We start from the raw sequence: 17,515 nt of genomic DNA, 5'->3' as shown, positions 1-17,515 counted from the left end.
GCCCCTTCGCGGTCATGCCCGGTCGACCTCGGCGCGCAGCGCGTTGTAGTCCGCGAAGGCCGCCTCGACGTCCGCGCGGGTCAGGCCGTAGCGGGCCAGGTCGTAGCTGTGGGTGCGGGTTCCCCTGGGGCGGGCGGTGACGGCCGGGAGGCGGGCCGCGTCGGCCTCGGTCCAGCGGGCGCCGACGGCCGCGTAGAGCTTCGGGGCGCCCGCGGCCGGGTCGGCGCCCAGCCAAGAGTAGGGAACGTCGACGAGTGACTCGCGGGGGATGCCGGTGCGGGCCGCGAGACCGCGGCGGGCCGAGCGGGCCAGCAGCTCCAGCCAGGTGGCGCCGATCCAGTGCAGGTCCAGGGGGCGGGTGTTCACCGCCATGCCGTGCTCGACCAGGCTGCAGAACGAGGCCACGGCGGTGGCCGGATCGCGGTGCGTCCACACGATGGTGGCGTCCGGGAAGACCGCGCGCAGCGCGTCCAGGTTCTCCAGGTGCAGCGGTGACTTCAGCACCCAGCGGCGGCGCGGGCGGCCGTACTGGAGCACCTGGTAGATCTGCTTGAGGTAGCGGTAGTCGGCGCCGAAGTCATGGCTCTCGTGCCAGGGCAGGTACTCGGGGATCACCGCCTGGGACAGCGGCATCACCGTGTGCGGCAGCGCGAAGGTGCACTCCTCCGGGCCCTCGGGGCGCAGGTTGTGGATGTGCCGGAAGCGCGGCGAGAAGAGGTTGATGCCGCCGACCAGACGGCGGGCGGTCGTGATCGCCTTCTCCCGTTCCTCGGGCGCGAGTCCGAGGTCCGGGGTGAGCAACTCCCAGAGCAGCGGGCAGCGGTGGTCCGCGGAGAGGGAGAGGATGCCGTGGGTGAGCGTGGTGGCGGTGCGGGGCAGGCCCACCACGAACACCGGTCTCTCGACGGGCTCGCGCTCGATCTCGGGGTGCTCGGCGAGCAGCCGGCGGATCCGGGCCCGGTTGGCGAGATGCCGGCCGACGTGTCCGCGCGCGGAGAGCCAGCCGACCGGGGTGAGATGCTCCGCCGCCGCCCAACAGCGCAGCAGGTGACGGAAGTCGTCGGTGAACCGCTCGTCGCCCGCCGCCGGCCCGGCGGCGTCGAGCAGCCGGTCGAAGGCCCGGTCCGGAGTGCGGCGGGCCCGGAAGCCGGGGCGCAGGAGCAGGTTGGCGAGCGTGAGGGGCAACGGGTCCATGGGCACGGCAGCGGAACCCTTCGTGGGGGGACAGTGGAGGCGATACTGCCTACCCCCTCCAACCATCCGCCCACACCGCCGAGTTGAGACATTTACCGGCCGGTAACGAGAGGGGTCGTGATCCGGCCGGGCTACTCCTGCTCCGCCACCGGCAGCTTCGCGTCGTCCCGCAGGAACAGCGGGATACGGTCCAGCGGCGCGTCCACCGTCACCGCCGTACCGCCCGGGTACGACTCGCCCGTCCACGCGTCCGTCCAGCGGGCGCCCGCCGGCAGATACGTCGTCCGGGCCGTCGCGCCCGCCGTCAGCACCGGTGCCACCAGGAGGTCACGGCCGAAGAGGTAGGCGTCGTCGACCGCCCAGGCGGCCTGGTCCTCCGGGAACTCCAGGAACAGCGGCCGCAGCACCGGCAGACCGTCCTCGTGGGCCTCCCGCATGACGTCGAGGACGTACGGCTTCAGGCGCTCGCGCAGCCGCAGGTACTTCTCCAGGATCGCGCCGGCCTCCGGGCCGTACGACCACACCTCGTTCGGGCCGCCCGTCATGTCGGGGCCCAGCGGCATGCCCGGGTCGCGGAAGCCGTGCAGGCGCATCAGCGGGGAGAGCGCGCCGAACTGGAACCAGCGGACCATCACCTCGCGGTAGGCCGGGTCGTCCGGGTCGCCGCCGTGGAAGCCGCCGATGTCGGTGTTCCACCAGGGGATACCGGACAGGGCGGTGTTGAGGCCGGCCGCGATCTGGTGGCGCAGGGTCGCGAAGTCGGTGCCGATGTCACCGGACCACAGCGCGGCGCCGTAGCGCTGACTGCCCGCCCACGCCGAGCGGTTGAGGGTCAGGACCTCCTCGCCCTCGGCCCGCAGGCCCTCGTAGAAGGTCCGGGCGTTCTCGGCGGGGTAGCTGTTGCCGACCTCCAGGCCGGGGCCCGTCCAGTAGCGCAGGTTCTCCTGGAAGCCCGGCTTCAGCTCGGGCTCGCAGGCGTCCAGCCAGAAGGCCGTGATGCCGTAGGGCTCCAGGTAGTTCTCCTTGACCTTCGACCACACGAACTGGCGGGCGTCCGGGTTGGTGGCGTCGTAGAACGCCACCTGGACGGTCGACGCCACCTCCTTGTCCGGCCAGTCGGCGTGCGCCGTCGGGCCGTACTGGGTGCCGATGAAGTAGCCGCGCTGCTCCATCACCGGGTGGTTCTCGCTCAGCGGGGAGACCGACGGCCAGACGCTCACCACCAGCCTGATGCCCAGCTCGTCCAGTTCGCGGACCATCGCGGCCGGGTCCGGCCACTCCTTGGGGTCGAACTTCCACTCGCCCAGGTGGGTCCAGTGGAAGAAGTCGCACACGATCGCCGAGATGGGCAGGCCCCGGCGCTTGTACTCCCGGGCCACGGCGAGGAGTTCGTCCTGGGTGCGGTAGCGCAGCTTGCACTGCCAGAAGCCCGCCGCCCACTGCGGCAGCATCGGCGTACGGCCGCTCACCGCGGTGTAGTTGCGCTGCCCGTCGGCCGGGGTGCCCACCGTGATCCAGTAGTCGAGCTGGCGGGCCGAGTCGGCCACCCAGCGGGTGCCGTTGCCGGCCAGCTCGACGCGGCCGATCGCCGGGTTGTTCCAGAGCAGCGTGTAGCCGCGGCTGGAGACCAGGACCGGGATCGAGACCTCGGCGTTGCGCTGGACCAGGTCCAGGACCAGGCCCTTCTGGTCGAGGCGCCCGTGCTGGTGCTGGCCGAGGCCGAACAGCTTCTCGCCCTCGTAGGCGGCGAACCGCTGCTCCAGGCGGTGGTAGCCGTTGCCGACCGCGGTGTACAGGCGCGGGCCGGGCCACCAGAAGTGGGCGCGCTCCTCGGCCAGGACCTCCGAGCGGTCGTCGGTGCGCAGGAACCGGACCAGGCCCTCGCCGTTCACCTCGACGGTGAGGGCCCCCACCGTCAACTGGCCTTCGCCGTCACTGATCTTGACCGTCGACTCGGCGGCCGGGCGGTCGTCGAGCAGGGCGCCGGGCAGACCGTCGAGGACCGGTCCGCCGAGCCGGGCACGCACCCGGACCGCGTCCGGACCCCACGGCTCGATGCGCAGCGTCTCCTGACGGCCGCTCCACTCCAGGGCGCCGTCCCGCTCGCGGAACGTGCCGACGGTGGGGGAGGACTGCGCGAGGCTGACCTTGGGCCGGCTCTCCGCGGACTGGATTTCGGCAGGCTGATTCATGTCACGTGCTCCTGGAGGAGTGCAGACAGAGGGGTGCCCCGGGGGACGGGGCACTGCGAAAGGGTCAGGACCCGGCCGGCGCCGGTCCCGTACTCGCCCGTACCGTCAGCTCGGGTGCGATCAGCACGACTTCGTCACTGCCCCGGCCGTCCAGCTTGGCGACCAGGTGCTCCACGGCGTACCGGCCCATCTCCTGGGCGGGGATGGCGACCGAGGTCAGCCGTACCGAGGCCTGGACGGCGACCTGGTCCGGGCAGATCGCGACCACGGACACGTCCTCGGGCACGGCCCGGCCCTGCTGGCGCAGCAGCGCGAGCAGCGGCTCCACCGCGGACTCGTTCTGGACGACGAAGCCCGTGGTACCGGGTCGCTCGTCGAAGATCCGGGCCAGCGTGGCGGTCATCGCGTCGTACCCGCCCTCGCACGGCCGGTGCAGCACCCTGAGGCCCAGCTCCCGGGCCCGGGACCGGAGACCGTCCAACGTGCGCTCGGCGAAGCCGGTGTGCCGCTCGTAGACGGCCGGGGCCTCGCCGATGACAGCGATGTCACGGTGGCCGAGTTTCGCGAGGTGCTCCACGCACAGCGCGCCGGTCGCCCCGAAGTCGAGATCGACACAGGTCAGCCCGGAGGTGGAGGCGGGCAGGCCGATGAGCACGGAGGGCTGGTCGGTCTGCCTCAGCAGCGGCAGCCGCTCGTCCTCCAGTTCCACGTCCATCAGGATCATGGCGTCGGCGAGTCCGCTGCCGGTGACCCGGCGTACCGCGTCCGGGCCCTCCTCGCCGGTGAGCAGCAGGACGTCGTAGCCGTGCAGGCGGGCCGTGGTGGCCACCGCGATCGCGATCTCCATCATCACCGGCACGTACATGTCCGTACGCAGCGGGATCATCAGCGCGATGATGTTCGACCGGCTGCTGGCCAGGGCGCGGGCGCCCGCGTTCGGGTGGTAGCCCAGCTCGCGGATGCTCTGCTCGACCCGCTGCCGGGTGGTGGTGGAGATGGACCGCTTGCCGCTGAGGACATAGCTCACCGTGCTCGCCGAGACTCCGGCGTGCTGGGCGACCTCGGCGAGGGTGACCATCCAGCTCTCCAAGCTTTGTGAAGCGCTTCGACAGTGCGCGTTGCTGACAAGGGCGAGTGAGGGTGGTTCGACAGTAGCTTCAGTGCGGGTGGGTGTCCATAGGCTGTCGAAGCGCTTCGACAACGAATTGATGAGGCGCGCTCGGCACTCCGGAGGGGCGGCGGCCACGAAGAGGTCGTACGGCCGTCACAGGGGTCGTACCCCGAACCGTCCCCCGGAAGGACCCCTTCATGCAACACCGCAGACCACGCCGGTCGAAGACGGCGAAGACACGGCCGGCCGCCGCGGTCGCACCCGCCGCCGCGGGGGCCGCCGTGGCGCAGGCCCGTGGGCCGGGTGGGCGACGGCAGGCACCGCTCCGGCATCGAGTCCGGCGCCGAGGTCCTGAGGTCCCACCCCTTCAGGGCCTCGCCGCCGAGGGTATCGGCATGGCGCAGGCGCAGGCGCAGGCGCAGGCGCAGGCGCCGGTGAGCCGGGCGAGCAGTGGCAGGTGCCTCTCCGGCATCGGGTCCGGCAGTCGAGGTTTTCAGGTGTTCGGGCCGGCTGGGACACCGCGTCGTACCCCGTCAGCATCGGCTGACAGACGCGTCGGGACCGTCGGCCCGTCAGCCGATCGGACCGCGAGGGCTGGTGGGGGCGGCCCGTTTCGGGTACCAACGATCCAGTAGCACTGGTCGGTAACGAACGGTCCTCAACAACCCCTTTTGTGGCGAGGTGAGCCTTAATGTCCGCCCCCACCACCAAGAAACCCACCGTCACCGAGCGGGAGGCCCGCCAGGTGGCGGAGGCCGCCCGGGAACAGGACTGGCGCAAGCCCAGCTTCGCCAAGGAACTGTTCCTCGGACGCTTCCGGCTCGACCTCATCCACCCGCATCCGCTCCCCGCGGACGAGGACGTGCAGCGCGGCGAGGAGTTCCTGGCGCGGCTGCGCGAGTTCTGCGAGACGAAGATCGACTCCGCGCTCATCGAGCGCGAGGCACGCATCCCCGACGAGGTGATCGCCGGCCTCAAGGAGCTCGGCGCCCTCGGCATGAAGATCGACACCAAGTACGGCGGCCTCGGCCTCACCCAGGTCTACTACAACCGGGCCCTCTCCCTGGTCGGCTCCGCGAACCCGGCGGTCGGCGCGCTGCTCTCCGCCCACCAGTCGATCGGCGTGCCGCAGCCGCTGAAGATCTTCGGCACCCAGCAGCAGAAGGACACCTTCCTGCCGCGCTGCGCCCGCACCGACATCTCGGCGTTCCTGCTCACCGAGCCGGACGTCGGCTCGGACCCGGCGCGCCTGGCCACCACCGCCGTACCGGACGGGGACGACTACGTCCTCGACGGAGTGAAGCTGTGGACCACCAACGGCGTGGTCGCCGACCTCCTGGTCGTCATGGCCCGCGTGCCCAGGACGGAGGACCACAAGGGCGGTATCACGGCCTTCGTCGTCGAGGCGGACTCCCCGGGCGTCACCGTCGAGAACCGCAACGCCTTCATGGGCCTGCGCGGCATCGAGAACGGCGTCACGCGCTTCCACCAGGTCCGGGTCCCGGCGGCCAACCGCATCGGCGCCGAGGGCGCGGGCCTGAAGATCGCCCTCACCACGCTCAACACCGGACGGCTCTCGCTCCCCGCGATGTGCGTGGGCGCCGGCAAGTGGTGTCTGAAGATCGCCCGCGAGTGGTCGGCGGTCCGCGAGCAGTGGGGCAAGCCGGTCGCGCTGCACGAGGCGGTCGGCTCCAAGATCAGCTTCATCGCGGCGACCACCTTCGCCCTGGAGGCGGTCGTCGACCTGTCCTCCCAGATGGCCGACGAGAACCGCAACGACATCCGCATCGAGGCCGCCCTCGCCAAGCTCTACGGCTCCGAGATGGCCTGCCTGATGGCCGACGAGCTGGTCCAGATCCGCGGCGGCCGCGGCTTCGAGACGGCGGAGTCGCTGAAGGCCCGCGGCGAACGCGCCGTCCCCGCCGAGCAGCTCCTGCGCGACCTGCGCATCAACCGCATCTTCGAGGGCTCCACGGAGATCATGCACCTGCTGATCGCCCGCGAGGCCGTCGACGCCCACCTCTCGGTCGCCGGCGACCTCATCGACCCCGACAAGTCACTCCAGGACAAGGCGAGGGCGGGCGCGAACGCGGGCGTCTTCTACGCCAGGTGGCTGCCGAAGCTGGTCGCGGGACCGGGCCAGCTCCCCACCTCGTACGGCGACTTCAAGCACGGCGTGGACCTCGCCCCGCACCTGCGCTACGTGGAGCGCCACGCCCGCAAACTGGCCCGTTCCACCTTCTACGCCATGTCCCGCTGGCAGGGCCGGATGGAGACCAAGCAGGGCTTCCTGGGCCGGGTCGTGGACATCGGCGCCGAACTGTTCGCGATGAGCGCGGCCTGCGTGCGCGCCGAACTGCTGCGCCGCCAGGGCGACCACGGCCGTGAGGCCTACCTGCTCGCCGACGCGTTCTGCCGGCAGGCCCGCATCCGCGTCGACGAGCTGTTCAACCGCCTGTGGTCGAACACCGACGACCTGGACCGCAAGGTCGTCAAGGGCGTGCTCGGCGGTTCCTTCGCATGGCTGGAGCGGGGGATCGTCGACCCGTCGGGCGACGGCCCGTGGATCGCCGACGCGACCCCCGGGCCGTCCCAGCGGGAGAACGTCCGCCGCCCCTTCGGGTGAGGCCGTCCAGGGTGAGGCCGCTGGAGCAGTGATTCAGCAGTACTTGTCGCTCGGATCCCGCGTCGTCCAGGAACAGGAGTCGACCTTGGCGCCACTCGCCCTGGTCAGCGTCGCCGTGTCGCTGGTGTTGTTCCACACGTAGGCACGGCGGTTCTGGAACTTGTCCGACGCGGTGTCCGTGCCCCGGCCGGTGTGCACCTTCATCGTCTTGTGGGCGCCGATCTTGACGTTCTTGAAGACGTAGCGGTGGTTGGAGGCGTCCTTCAGGACCCAGCCCCCCAGCGAGACGGCCGAGCCGCCGGTGTTCTTGATCTGCACCCACTCGGCGTTGAGGCTGGCGTTGGAGCGGTTGTCACTGCCCGGGCTGTCGAACCAGACGTGGTAGATGGTCACGCCGCCGGCCGCCTGGGCCGGAGTGCTGAGCACGGTGCCGGTGAGCAGTGCGGCGCCCGCGAGCGCGGGCAGGGCGGCGCGTATGCGCGAAGTACGCATGGAGAGATCCCCCCAGGATGTCTTCCGGTCGGGCCGGTCATCCCCGCCGGCCCGACAGAAGTGTTATCACACGATCTTCACGCGATCCCGACAAAGGGAATTCCGCTCCATACGACACCAAGGACTGATAAGGCACGCGCGTGCGGGACGCGCTGTCCTCCCGCCCGCCGGATGCGGCCACAATGGGGGGATGACCGACAGTCCCGCCAGTCCGGCACCCCTCGCCGACCCGCACCTCGTGTACGACCCGCTCGTGGGCGACGGCCCGAAGGACGTGGTGATCCTCGGCTCCACCGGATCGATCGGCACCCAGGCCATCGACCTCGTCCTGCGCAACCCCGACCGCTTCCGGGTCACCGCCCTGTCCGCCCATGGCGGCCGGATCGCCCTCCTCGCCGAGCAGGCGCACCGGCTGCGGGTGCGCGCCGTCGCGGTCGCCCGCGAGGACGTCGTACCGGCGCTGCGCGAGGCGCTCACGGCGCTGTACGGCCCCGGCGAACCGCTCCCCGAGATCCTCGCCGGACCCGACGCGGCCGCACACGTCGCCGCCTCCGACTGCCACACCGTGCTCAACGGCGTCACCGGCTCCATCGGCCTCGCGCCCACCCTCGCCGCCCTGGAGGCGGGCCGCACCCTCGCGCTCGCCAACAAGGAGTCGCTGATCGTCGGCGGCCCGCTGGTCAAGGCGCTGGCCAAGCCCGGCCAGATCATCCCGGTGGACTCGGAGCACGCGGCGCTCTTCCAGTCGCTGGCGGCGGGGACCCGGGCCGACGTCCGCAAACTGGTCGTCACCGCCTCCGGGGGGCCCTTCCGGGGCCGCACCAGGACCGACCTTGCCCGGGTGACCGTCGAGGAAGCGCTCGCCCACCCCACCTGGGCGATGGGACCGGTCATCACGATCAACTCCGCGACCCTGGTCAACAAGGGGCTGGAAGTCATCGAGGCGCACCTCCTCTACGACATTCCCTTCGACCGCATTGAGGTGGTCGTGCACCCGCAGTCGTATGTCCACTCGATGGTCGAGTTCACGGACGGATCCACGATCGCGCAGGCGACGCCCCCCGACATGCGGGGGCCGATCGCCATCGGTCTCGGCTGGCCCGAACGGGTCCCGGACGCGGCGCCCGCCTTCGACTGGAGCACGGCGTCCACCTGGGAGTTCTTCCCGCTGGACAACGAGGCCTTCCCGTCCGTGAACCTGGCCCGGCACGTCGGTGAGCTCGCGGGCACCGCGCCGGCGGTGTTCAATGCGGCCAACGAGGAGTGCGTCGAGGCCTTCCGGGCCGGTCTGCTGCCCTTCAACGGCATCATGGAGACCGTGACCCGGGTGGTCGAGGAGCACGGCACCCCCCGTACGGGAACTTCGCTCACCGTGCCGGACGTACTCGAAGCGGAGACCTGGGCACGAGTCCGGGCCCGGGAACTGACAGCGCAGATGGCGACCGCGGAGGCGCGTGCATGACAGCCCTGATGATGATCCTCGGCATAGTCGTCTTCGTGGTGGGCCTGCTGGTCTCGATCGCCTGGCACGAACTGGGGCATCTGTCCACCGCCAAGCTCTTCGGCATCCGGGTCCCGCAGTACATGGTCGGCTTCGGCCCGACCATCTGGTCGCGGCACAAGGGCGACACGGAGTACGGCATCAAGGCCGTCCCGCTGGGCGGCTACATCCGCATGATCGGCATGTTCCCGCCGGGTGCCGACGGCCGGATCAGCGCCCGCTCCACCTCCCCCTGGCGCAGCATGATCGAGGACGCCCGCTCGGCGGCCTTCGAGGAGCTCCAGCCCGGCGACGAGACCCGCCTCTTCTACACGCGCGCCCCCTGGAAGCGCGTGATCGTGATGTTCGCGGGCCCGTTCATGAACCTGATCCTGGCGGTGGCGCTGTTCCTCACGGTCCTGATGGGCTTCGGCATCAGCCAGCAGACCACCACGGTCAGCTCGGTCTCCCAGTGCGTGATCGCGCAGAGCGAGAACCGCGACACCTGCAAGAAGACCGACGCCGCCTCCCCGGCCGCCGCCGCGGGCCTCAAGGCCGGCGACAAGATCCTCTCCTTCAACGGGGTGCGGACCACCAGCTGGAACCAGCTCTCCGACCTGATCCGGTCCACCCCCGGCAAGGAGGTCGCGATCGTCGTCGACCGCAAGGGCCAGGACGTCACCCTGCACGCGAGGATCGCCACCAACCAGGTCGCCAAGAAGGACTCCAGCGGCCAGATCGTCGCGGGCCAGTACGTCACCGCCGGCTTCCTCGGCTTCAGCGCCGCCACCGGCATCGTCCGCCAGGACTTCGGCGACTCGGTGACCTGGATGGGCGACCGCCTCGGCGAGGCCGTCGACTCCATCGCCAGTCTTCCCGGCAAGATCCCGGCCCTGTGGAACGCGGCCTTCGACGGCGCCCCCCGCCAGCCGGACTCCCCGATGGGCGTGGTCGGCGCGGCGCGCGTCGGCGGCGAGATCTTCACCCTGGACATCCCGCCCACCGAGCAGCTGGCCATGGCACTGATGCTGGTGGCCGGCTTCAACCTCTCCCTGTTCCTCTTCAACATGCTCCCGCTGCTGCCGCTGGACGGCGGCCACATCGCGGGCGCCCTGTGGGAGTCGCTGCGCCGGAACCTGGCGAAGGCGCTGCGCCGCCCGGACCCCGGCCCGTTCGACGTGGCGAAGCTGATGCCGGTGGCTTATGTGGTGGCCGGGATCTTTGTTTGCTTTACCCTCTTGGTCCTGGTCGCGGATGTAGTTAACCCGGTCAAGATCAGCTGAGAAAAAGACATTTCTTGTCATGGATGTAATTCGGGCCCTTCATTCGTGTAGCCCACACGAGTGAAGGGCCCGAATTACACCCATGATGTAAGTGCGAACTTCGTACGTTCTTGTTGTTCATGGGTGACCCCAGCGGTGCGCCAACACCCTGGGGTCTGGCCAGTCTCGAAGGGACTGACATGCAGCAAGGTACTGCGCCGTGCGCAGAAGACAAGGGCGGAGACGCCGAGCCCCTCGCTGTCGCCGCTTACATGCGGGTCTCGACTGCGGAGCAAAGGGGGCGGTACGGGATTCCGGCTCAGGCCGAAGCCATTCGGATGTTCGTGGAGCAGCGGTCGACGTGGCGGCTTGCGGGGTGTTGGGAAGACCTCGGCGAATCGGGCTCGACAGATTCGCGACCTGGGCTCGACGAACTGCTCGTGGAAATCGGCGAAGGCCGGGTGGGTGTCGTTCTGGTTCACCGCCTCGACCGTCTGGGACGAACGGAGTCCGCCGTCTGGCGCTGCATCTGGCAGATCGAAGACGCCGGGGCTCGGGTCGAGTGCTGCGTCGAGTCTTTGAGGGAAGCCGGCCTTGAAAGATGGCTCACCATCGACCGGCTGGCGCAGGCAGTGGAGGCGGACTACCGCCGAATCGTCGCCCGTACCCAGGCGGGTCGGCAGCTCAAGGCACTTGACGGCGGCTGGCCGGGTGGCCCGGCCCCCTATGGCTACACAATCAGCGGGAAGGGCGCTTTCGGGTCGGCTCTCGAAGTCGATCCGGCTGAAGCAGCTGTGGTGCGGCTCCTGGCCGATCTTGTGATCGAGGGCGGCCGCACCCTGGCGGACGTCGCCGAGGAACTGAACGGACGCGGGATTCCCACTCGAAGCGGAAAGCGCTGGACAGTGGTGAACCTTCACCGACGGTTGCAGAGCGCGGCGTTTCTCGGAGAGGCCGTCTTTCGGCGTCCTGATCAGCAGTGGGGCGGCCATTGCACCCGGCTCGGCAACGACGGACGCCCCCTGCACGGTGAGAGCGTGGTGATCCCCTTGCCTGCGATTCTGCCGGCAGAGAGGATCCACGCCTTTCAGCGAGCGCTGGCCGAGCTGACCCGGCCGCGCAGGAATCCCTTGGGGGAGTACCCGCTCACCGGGCGAATCCATGGGCCATGCGGGCGGCCTTACGTCGGTTGCTTCCGGAGCAACGACGGGGTACGGACGTATCGCTGTTCGGGGTTGAACGCCGCTGCCCACTGCGGCTGCCTCTTTCTGCACGCCGGTCACGCCGAGGAAGAGGTGGCGCGGCACGTGAATGTCCTGCTGGCATCGATGCCACTGCACAGTCGGCCGATACTGCCGGCATCCGCCCAGGCACACACGCAGCTGATCCGGCACCTTGAGAGGGTGACGTCGCTGGAATGGCTCGTTGCGCAGTGCGCGGAGGAACTCGACGAATTGCGGTGCCAGGCACCGCACAGCCGTGTCATCGCCGCTGCGATGCGGCAGCTCGAAGTGGAGAAGGACGTCTTCGAACGGATCCTGGCCCATGCGCGGGACTGGCTGGCGGAGCTGGAGGATCGAGACGGCAGGGACGCCCGGCTTACAGCTGCTCTGGGAGTGGCCGCTCCGGACATCCGGTCCCTTTCGTCCTCCGAGCAACGTCGCCTGATGGAGTCACTCAAGGTGCGTGTCGACATCGCGGACCCGGAGTTCCGGTACCGGAAGGGGACGAGGTGCTTGACGATGCAGTGGCATGAGCGCACGGGGACACCCGTTCCCCCTGATCCCACGGACAGTCGGTGGGCCCGCATCGAGGAGTTGCTCCGTTCCAAGTACGGGGCGCACCATTTTCGGTCACCGCTGGATCTGAAAGCAGCCCTCACGGGGATGCTGCACCGTCTGCGTACCGGAATTCTGTGGCGTGACCTTCCGGAGCGATTCGGCAACCGTGAGAAGGTGCGGTGGAGGCAACGAACCTGGTTGGCCGATGGAGTGTGGCCGGACATCGTCAAGCTCCTCGACGAGGAGGGCAAGGGCACGCCGGTCCTGGGCTATGAGGCGGCCCCCGCGCTGGCCATCCGCACAGGCCTGGACACGGAAGCTCTCTGCTGACAGCCCAACGCGGGCTGGGCATGGCGTTCAACCAGAGATCATGTCCTCTGGAGCGCCCGCCATGCCCGGCGCCGCTGTCAGCGACACCATTGGACGGATGGTCGTGCCGCCGTGTGCTTACGTTCAGCCCCGTGCCGTAATCTCGGAGCCTGGAACCCGCTCACGACGGGGCCTGGACCTAGATCCACGACTTGGGGTTGCACAGCAGATGACTGCGATTTCTCTCGGCATGCCGTCCGTTCCGACCAAGCTCGCCGAGCGCCGGAAAAGCCGGCAGATCCAGGTCGGCTCCGTGGCGGTCGGCGGTGACGCCCCGGTCTCGGTCCAGTCGATGACCACGACCCGTACGTCCGACGTCGGCGCGACCCTCCAGCAGATCGCCGAGCTCACGGCCTCCGGCTGCCAGATCGTCCGGGTCGCCTGTCCCACCCAGGACGACGCCGACGCGCTGGCGACCATCGCCAAGAAGTCCCAGATCCCGGTCATCGCGGACATCCACTTCCAGCCGAAGTACGTCTTCGCCGCGATCGAGGCCGGCTGCGCCGCCGTCCGCGTCAACCCCGGCAACATCAAGCAGTTCGACGACAAGGTCAAGGAGATCGCCGCGGCCGCCAAGGACCACGGCACCCCGATCCGCATCGGTGTCAACGCCGGTTCCCTGGACCGCCGGCTGTTGCAGAAGTACGGCAAGGCGACCCCCGAGGCCCTGGTCGAGTCGGCCCTGTGGGAGGCGTCCCTCTTCGAGGAGCACGACTTCCGGGACATCAAGATCTCCGTCAAGCACAACGACCCGGTCGTGATGATCGAGGCGTACCGGCAACTCGCCGCCCAGTGCGACTACCCCCTCCACCTCGGCGTGACCGAGGCGGGCCCGGCCTTCCAGGGCACGATCAAGTCGGCCGTCGCCTTCGGCGCCCTGCTCTCCCAGGGCATCGGCGACACGATCCGGGTCTCCCTCTCCGCGCCTCCGGTCGAGGAGGTCAAGGTCGGCAATCAGATCCTGGAGTCCCTCAACCTCAAGCAGCGCGGCCTGGAGATCGTCTCCTGCCCGTCCTGCGGCCGTGCCCAGGTCGACGTCTACAAGCTCGCCGAAGAGGTCACCGCCGGCCTCACGGGCATGGAGGTGCCGCTGCGCGTCGCCGTCATGGGCTGCGTGGTGAACGGCCCCGGCGAGGCCCGCGAGGCCGACCTCGGCGTCGCCTCCGGAAACGGCAAGGGCCAGATCTTCGTCAAGGGCGAGGTCATCAAGACGGTCCCCGAGTCCAAGATCGTCGAGACCCTCATCGAAGAGGCCATGAAGCTGGCCGAGCAGATGGAGGCGGCGGGCACGGAGTCGGGAGAGCCGTCGGTGTCGGTGGCGGGCTGAGACCGTCCTCGGGCGGCGGCCGGGTTTCCGCGCCCCCGCCGCCCCCACCCGTCCCGTCCTCACGAGGCTCCGCCCCTGACACCCCCGCCCAGGGGCTCCGCCGCCCCTGGATCCCGCTCCTCGGACGCCGGAGGGGCTGACTCGTTACGGAACCCCAGCTCACGGTCGCTTCACTGCATACGGGGCGGCGCGGCCAAGCTTCCGCAGGTACAGTGCGGAGATCAGCAGAACCCATCAGCGTGAGGCCCCGCACGTGTTGACGCAGACCACCTCACGGGTGCTCGAACCGAGTGACCTGGACGCCGCGCTCGCGGTACTCGACCGCGAGCCGGTCGCGAACGCCTTCGTGACCTCACGTGTCCAGGTGGCCGGCCTCGACCCCTGGCGCCTCGGCGGCGAGATGTGGGGCTGGTACGAGGACGGCATGCTCACGTCCCTCTGCTACGCCGGCGCCAACCTGGTCCCGATCTGCGCCACCCCGCGCGCGATCCGCGCCTTCGCCGACCGGGCCCGCCGGGCCGGCCGCCGCTGCTCCTCGATCGTCGGCCCCGCCGAGGCCACCGCCCAGCTCTGGCGCCTCCTGGAGCCGCACTGGGGCCCCGCCCGCGAGGTGCGCCGCCACCAGCCCCTGATGGTCACCGACCGGATGCCCGCCGACATCGCCCCGGATCCCTACGTCCGCCGCATCCGCAAGGACGAGATGGAGGCGATCATGCCGGCGTGCGTGGCGATGTTCACGGAGGAGGTGGGCGTCTCCCCGCTGGCCGGCGACGGCGGCCTCCTCTACCAGGCGAGGGTCGCCGAACTCGTCGGCTCCGGCCGCTCGTTCGCACGGCTCGACGACAACGGCAGGGTCGTCTTCAAGGCGGAGATCGGCGCGGCGACGGCCGAGGCCTGCCAGATCCAGGGCGTGTGGGTCGCCCCCGAGTACCGGGGCATGGGCCTGGCGGCCCCCGGAATGGCGGCGGTGCTGCGCTACGCCCTGGCCGACGTGGCCCCGGTCGTCAGTCTCTACGTCAACGACTTCAACACGGCGGCGCGAAGGACGTATCTGAGGGTGGGCTTCCAGGAGGTCGGAGCGTTCATGAGCGTCCTGTTCTGACGGTTCCTCTCTGGCAGGGCGCCAGGGGAAACGCGCCCGAAGGGGCGCGGGTCTGTATCGACATGCGGCTGCCGCCGCGTGCGCGCGACCAGCCCCGGCCCACCCGCACCCGGACGGCGACGCTCCGCCCCTGTACCCTCCCCCCATGGACCTCGTGATCGGCCCCCTGGACCTCCCCACCCATGTGGACGAGGCCCTGGCAGTCCAAGCGATCGCCTTCGGCCTGGGCCCCGACGAGGTGGCGGTCCGCCGCCAGATCGTCCTCCGCCACATGCAGTACCCCGGGGCGAGGGCCCTCGGTGCCACGGCCGAAGGCCGGCTCGTGGGGTTCGTCTACGGCATGCCGAACAGCCGCACCCACTGGTGGTCCACCGTCGTGGAGCCCTACCTCCGCGCGCAGGGCAACGCCGACTGGCTCGACGACTCCTTCGTCATCACCGAACTGCACGTGCACCCCCGCCACCAGAACCGCGGCATCGGCCGCCGGCTGATCACGCTCATCACCGACGACGCCACCGAGCCCCGCTCCATCCTCTCCGCGATCGACACCGACAGCCCGGCCCGCGGCCTCTACCACTCCCTCGGCTACGTCGACCTGGCCCGCAAGGTGTATTTCCCCAGCGCCCCCAAGCCGTACGCCGTGATGGGCGCCCCCCTGCCGCTGCGCCGCAAGTGACCCCGTCGCCGGTAACGGATTTCCACCGGCACAGCGAGCCCGGCTAACCTCCTAGCCATCAACCTTTTCCGGCAGGAGTACGAGAACCATGGCGAACGCACCGGTCCAACGCATGTCCCAGTTGATGGCGAAGACGCTGCGTGACGACCCGGCGGACGCCGAGGTCCTCAGCCACAAGCTCCTCGTCCGCGCCGGGTACGTCCGCCGTACGGCGGCCGGGATCTGGTCCTGGCTGCCGCTGGGCCTGAAAGTGCTGTCCAACATCGAGCGGATCGTCCGCGAGGAGATGGACGCGGTCGGCGCCCAGGAGGTGCTGCTCCCGGCCCTCCTGCCCCGGGAGCCGTACGAGGCGACCGGCCGCTGGGAGGAGTACGGCGCCGAGCTGTTCCGTCTCCAGGACCGCAAGGGCGGCGACTACCTGCTCGGCCCGACCCACGAGGAGATCTTCACCCTGCTGGTGAAGGACCAGGCGTCCTCCTACAAGGACCTGCCGGTCATCCTCTACCAGATCCAGAACAAGTACCGGGACGAGGCCCGTCCGCGCGCCGGCATCCTGCGCGGCCGTGAGTTCCTGATGAAGGACTCGTACTCCTTCGACCTGGACGACGAGGGTCTGGCGAAGTCGTACGCCCTGCACCGCGCGGCCTACCAGCGGATCTTCGAGCGCCTCGGTCTCGACTACCGCATCGTCGCCGCCACCGCCGGTGCCATGGGCGGCTCGAAGTCGGAGGAGTTCCTGGCCCCGGCCGAGGCCGGCGAGGACACCTTCGCCGACTGCCCGAACTGCGACTTCGCGGCCAACACCGAGGCGGTCGCGTACGAGCTGAAGCCGGTGGACGCGTCCGGTGTGCCCGCTCTCGAAGAGATCCCGACCCCGGACACGCCGACCATCGAGACCCTCGCCGCGTATCTCGGCGTCCAGGCCTCCGACACGCTGAAGAACCTGCTGGTGAAGGTCGACGGCGAGATCGTGGCCATCGGTGTGCCGGGTGACCGCGAGGTCGACATGGGCAAGGTCGAGGAGCACTTCGCCCCGGCCGGCGTCGAGCTGGTCACCGAGGCGGACTTCGCGGGCCGTCCCGACCTGGTCCGCGGCTACGTCGGCCCGCAGGGTCTCGGCGAGAAGGTGAAGTACGTCGCCGACCCGCGCGTGGCCCCCGGCACCGCCTGGATCACCGGCGCCAACAAGGCGGGCACGCACGCCAAGAACGTGGTGTCCGGCCGCGACTTCGAGGTGGACGAGTTCGTCGACGTCGTCGTCGTGCAGGACGGCGACCCCTGCCCGAAGTGCGGCACCGGCCTGAAGCTGGACCGCGCCATCGAGATCGGGCACATCTTCCAGCTGGGCCAGAAGTACACCAACGCCCTCAAGCTGGACGTCCTCGGCCAGAACGGCAAGCCGGTCCGTGTGACGATGGGCTCCTACGGCATCGGCGTCTCCCGCGCCGTCGCCGCCCTCGCCGAGCAGACCGCCGACGAGCACGGCCTGGTCTGGTCGCGTGAGGTCGCCCCGGCCGATGTGCACGTCGTCGCGGCCGGCAAGGCCGTGCAGACCGAACTCGCCCTGGACGTCTCGGAGAAGCTGCGGGCGGCCGGGCTGCGCGTCCTGGTCGACGACCGGGCCGGGGTCTCCCCGGGTGTGAAGTTCACGGACGCCGAGCTCATCGGCGTACCGCAGATCCTGGTCGCGGGCCGCCGCTCCGCCGAGGGCGTCCTGGAGCTCAAGGACCGCAAGACCGGCGAGCGCGAGGAGCTCACGGTGGACGAGGCGATCGCCCGCCTGACCGCGAACTGACCCGAGTCCCGCCGCGGCGGCCGCCCGGGACACATCCGCATATCAAACCAAAGTACTCCCGTCACTCAATAACCGAACTGTGGTGGCGATGTGGGGGGGGTGATCGGT

Annotated in this window: 12 protein-coding genes; 8 read left to right on the top strand and 4 right to left on the bottom strand. The window is 70.0% G+C overall.

Features of this window, described 5'->3' with window-relative positions:
- Positions 1-12: 12 nt before the first annotated feature.
- The 3 genes from AB0P24_RS37970 to AB0P24_RS37960 all read right to left on the bottom strand — a co-directional run bounded on the left by AB0P24_RS37970 (position 13) and on the right by AB0P24_RS37960 (position 4,464).
- Complete coding sequence (locus tag AB0P24_RS37970; RefSeq protein WP_365802203.1) at positions 13-1,200, bottom strand: sulfotransferase; 1,188 nt, start codon at positions 1,198-1,200, stop codon at positions 13-15.
- Positions 1,201-1,325: 125 nt separating this feature from the next.
- The gene (locus AB0P24_RS37965; RefSeq protein WP_365802201.1) at positions 1,326-3,386 is read right to left on the bottom strand and encodes a TIM-barrel domain-containing protein; all 2,061 of its coding nucleotides are present in this window, start codon (positions 3,384-3,386) and stop codon (positions 1,326-1,328) included.
- A 64-nt stretch (positions 3,387-3,450) separates the two neighbouring features.
- Positions 3,451-4,464, bottom strand: coding sequence for a LacI family DNA-binding transcriptional regulator (locus tag AB0P24_RS37960; RefSeq protein ID WP_365802199.1), 1,014 nt, complete (start codon positions 4,462-4,464; stop codon positions 3,451-3,453).
- 724 nt (positions 4,465-5,188) lie between these two features.
- Between AB0P24_RS37960 and AB0P24_RS37955 the strand changes: the two genes are divergently transcribed.
- Positions 5,189-7,123, top strand: a complete 1,935-nt coding sequence (locus AB0P24_RS37955; RefSeq protein ID WP_365802197.1) for an acyl-CoA dehydrogenase family protein — start codon at positions 5,189-5,191, stop codon at positions 7,121-7,123.
- Positions 7,124-7,156: 33 nt separating this feature from the next.
- Here AB0P24_RS37955 and AB0P24_RS37950 read toward each other — a convergent pair whose 3' ends face one another.
- Entirely contained in the window at positions 7,157-7,615 is a 459-nt protein-coding gene (locus AB0P24_RS37950) for a lamin tail domain-containing protein (RefSeq protein ID WP_365802195.1), read from the bottom strand.
- A gap of 190 nt (positions 7,616-7,805) precedes the next feature.
- On the opposite strand from AB0P24_RS37950, the gene dxr reads away from it, so the two are divergent.
- From dxr to AB0P24_RS37915, 7 genes are all read left to right on the top strand, one after another.
- The gene (gene dxr / locus AB0P24_RS37945; RefSeq protein WP_365802193.1) at positions 7,806-9,077 is read left to right on the top strand and encodes a 1-deoxy-D-xylulose-5-phosphate reductoisomerase; all 1,272 of its coding nucleotides are present in this window, start codon (positions 7,806-7,808) and stop codon (positions 9,075-9,077) included.
- Positions 9,078-9,085: 8 nt separating this feature from the next.
- Entirely contained in the window at positions 9,086-10,378 is a 1,293-nt protein-coding gene (locus AB0P24_RS37940) for a site-2 protease family protein (protein ID WP_365802258.1), read from the top strand.
- A gap of 179 nt (positions 10,379-10,557) precedes the next feature.
- Positions 10,558-12,468 (top strand): recombinase family protein, encoded by a 1,911-nt coding sequence (locus AB0P24_RS37935; protein ID WP_365802191.1) that lies wholly within the window; start codon positions 10,558-10,560, stop codon positions 12,466-12,468.
- 208 nt (positions 12,469-12,676) lie between these two features.
- Positions 12,677-13,834 (top strand): flavodoxin-dependent (E)-4-hydroxy-3-methylbut-2-enyl-diphosphate synthase, encoded by a 1,158-nt coding sequence (gene ispG, locus AB0P24_RS37930; RefSeq protein ID WP_181806674.1) that lies wholly within the window; start codon positions 12,677-12,679, stop codon positions 13,832-13,834.
- Positions 13,835-14,087: 253 nt separating this feature from the next.
- Complete coding sequence (locus AB0P24_RS37925; protein WP_365802189.1) at positions 14,088-14,936, top strand: GNAT family N-acetyltransferase; 849 nt, start codon at positions 14,088-14,090, stop codon at positions 14,934-14,936.
- Positions 14,937-15,081: 145 nt separating this feature from the next.
- On the top strand, positions 15,082-15,612 hold the full coding sequence (locus AB0P24_RS37920) for a GNAT family N-acetyltransferase (RefSeq protein WP_365802187.1): 531 nt from the start codon (positions 15,082-15,084) through the stop codon (positions 15,610-15,612).
- Positions 15,613-15,700: 88 nt separating this feature from the next.
- A complete protein-coding gene (locus tag AB0P24_RS37915; protein ID WP_365802185.1) occupies positions 15,701-17,407 on the top strand; it encodes a proline--tRNA ligase in 1,707 nt (568 codons plus the stop codon).
- The last annotated feature ends 108 nt before the right edge of the window (positions 17,408-17,515 follow it).

It is taken from the genome of Streptomyces sp. NPDC086519 (assembly GCF_040686075.1).
GTDB lineage: Bacteria > Actinomycetota > Actinomycetes > Streptomycetales > Streptomycetaceae > Streptomyces > Streptomyces shenzhenensis.
Note: the sequence above shows the minus strand (reverse complement) of the source record. Positions and strands in the feature narration are given on the sequence as shown.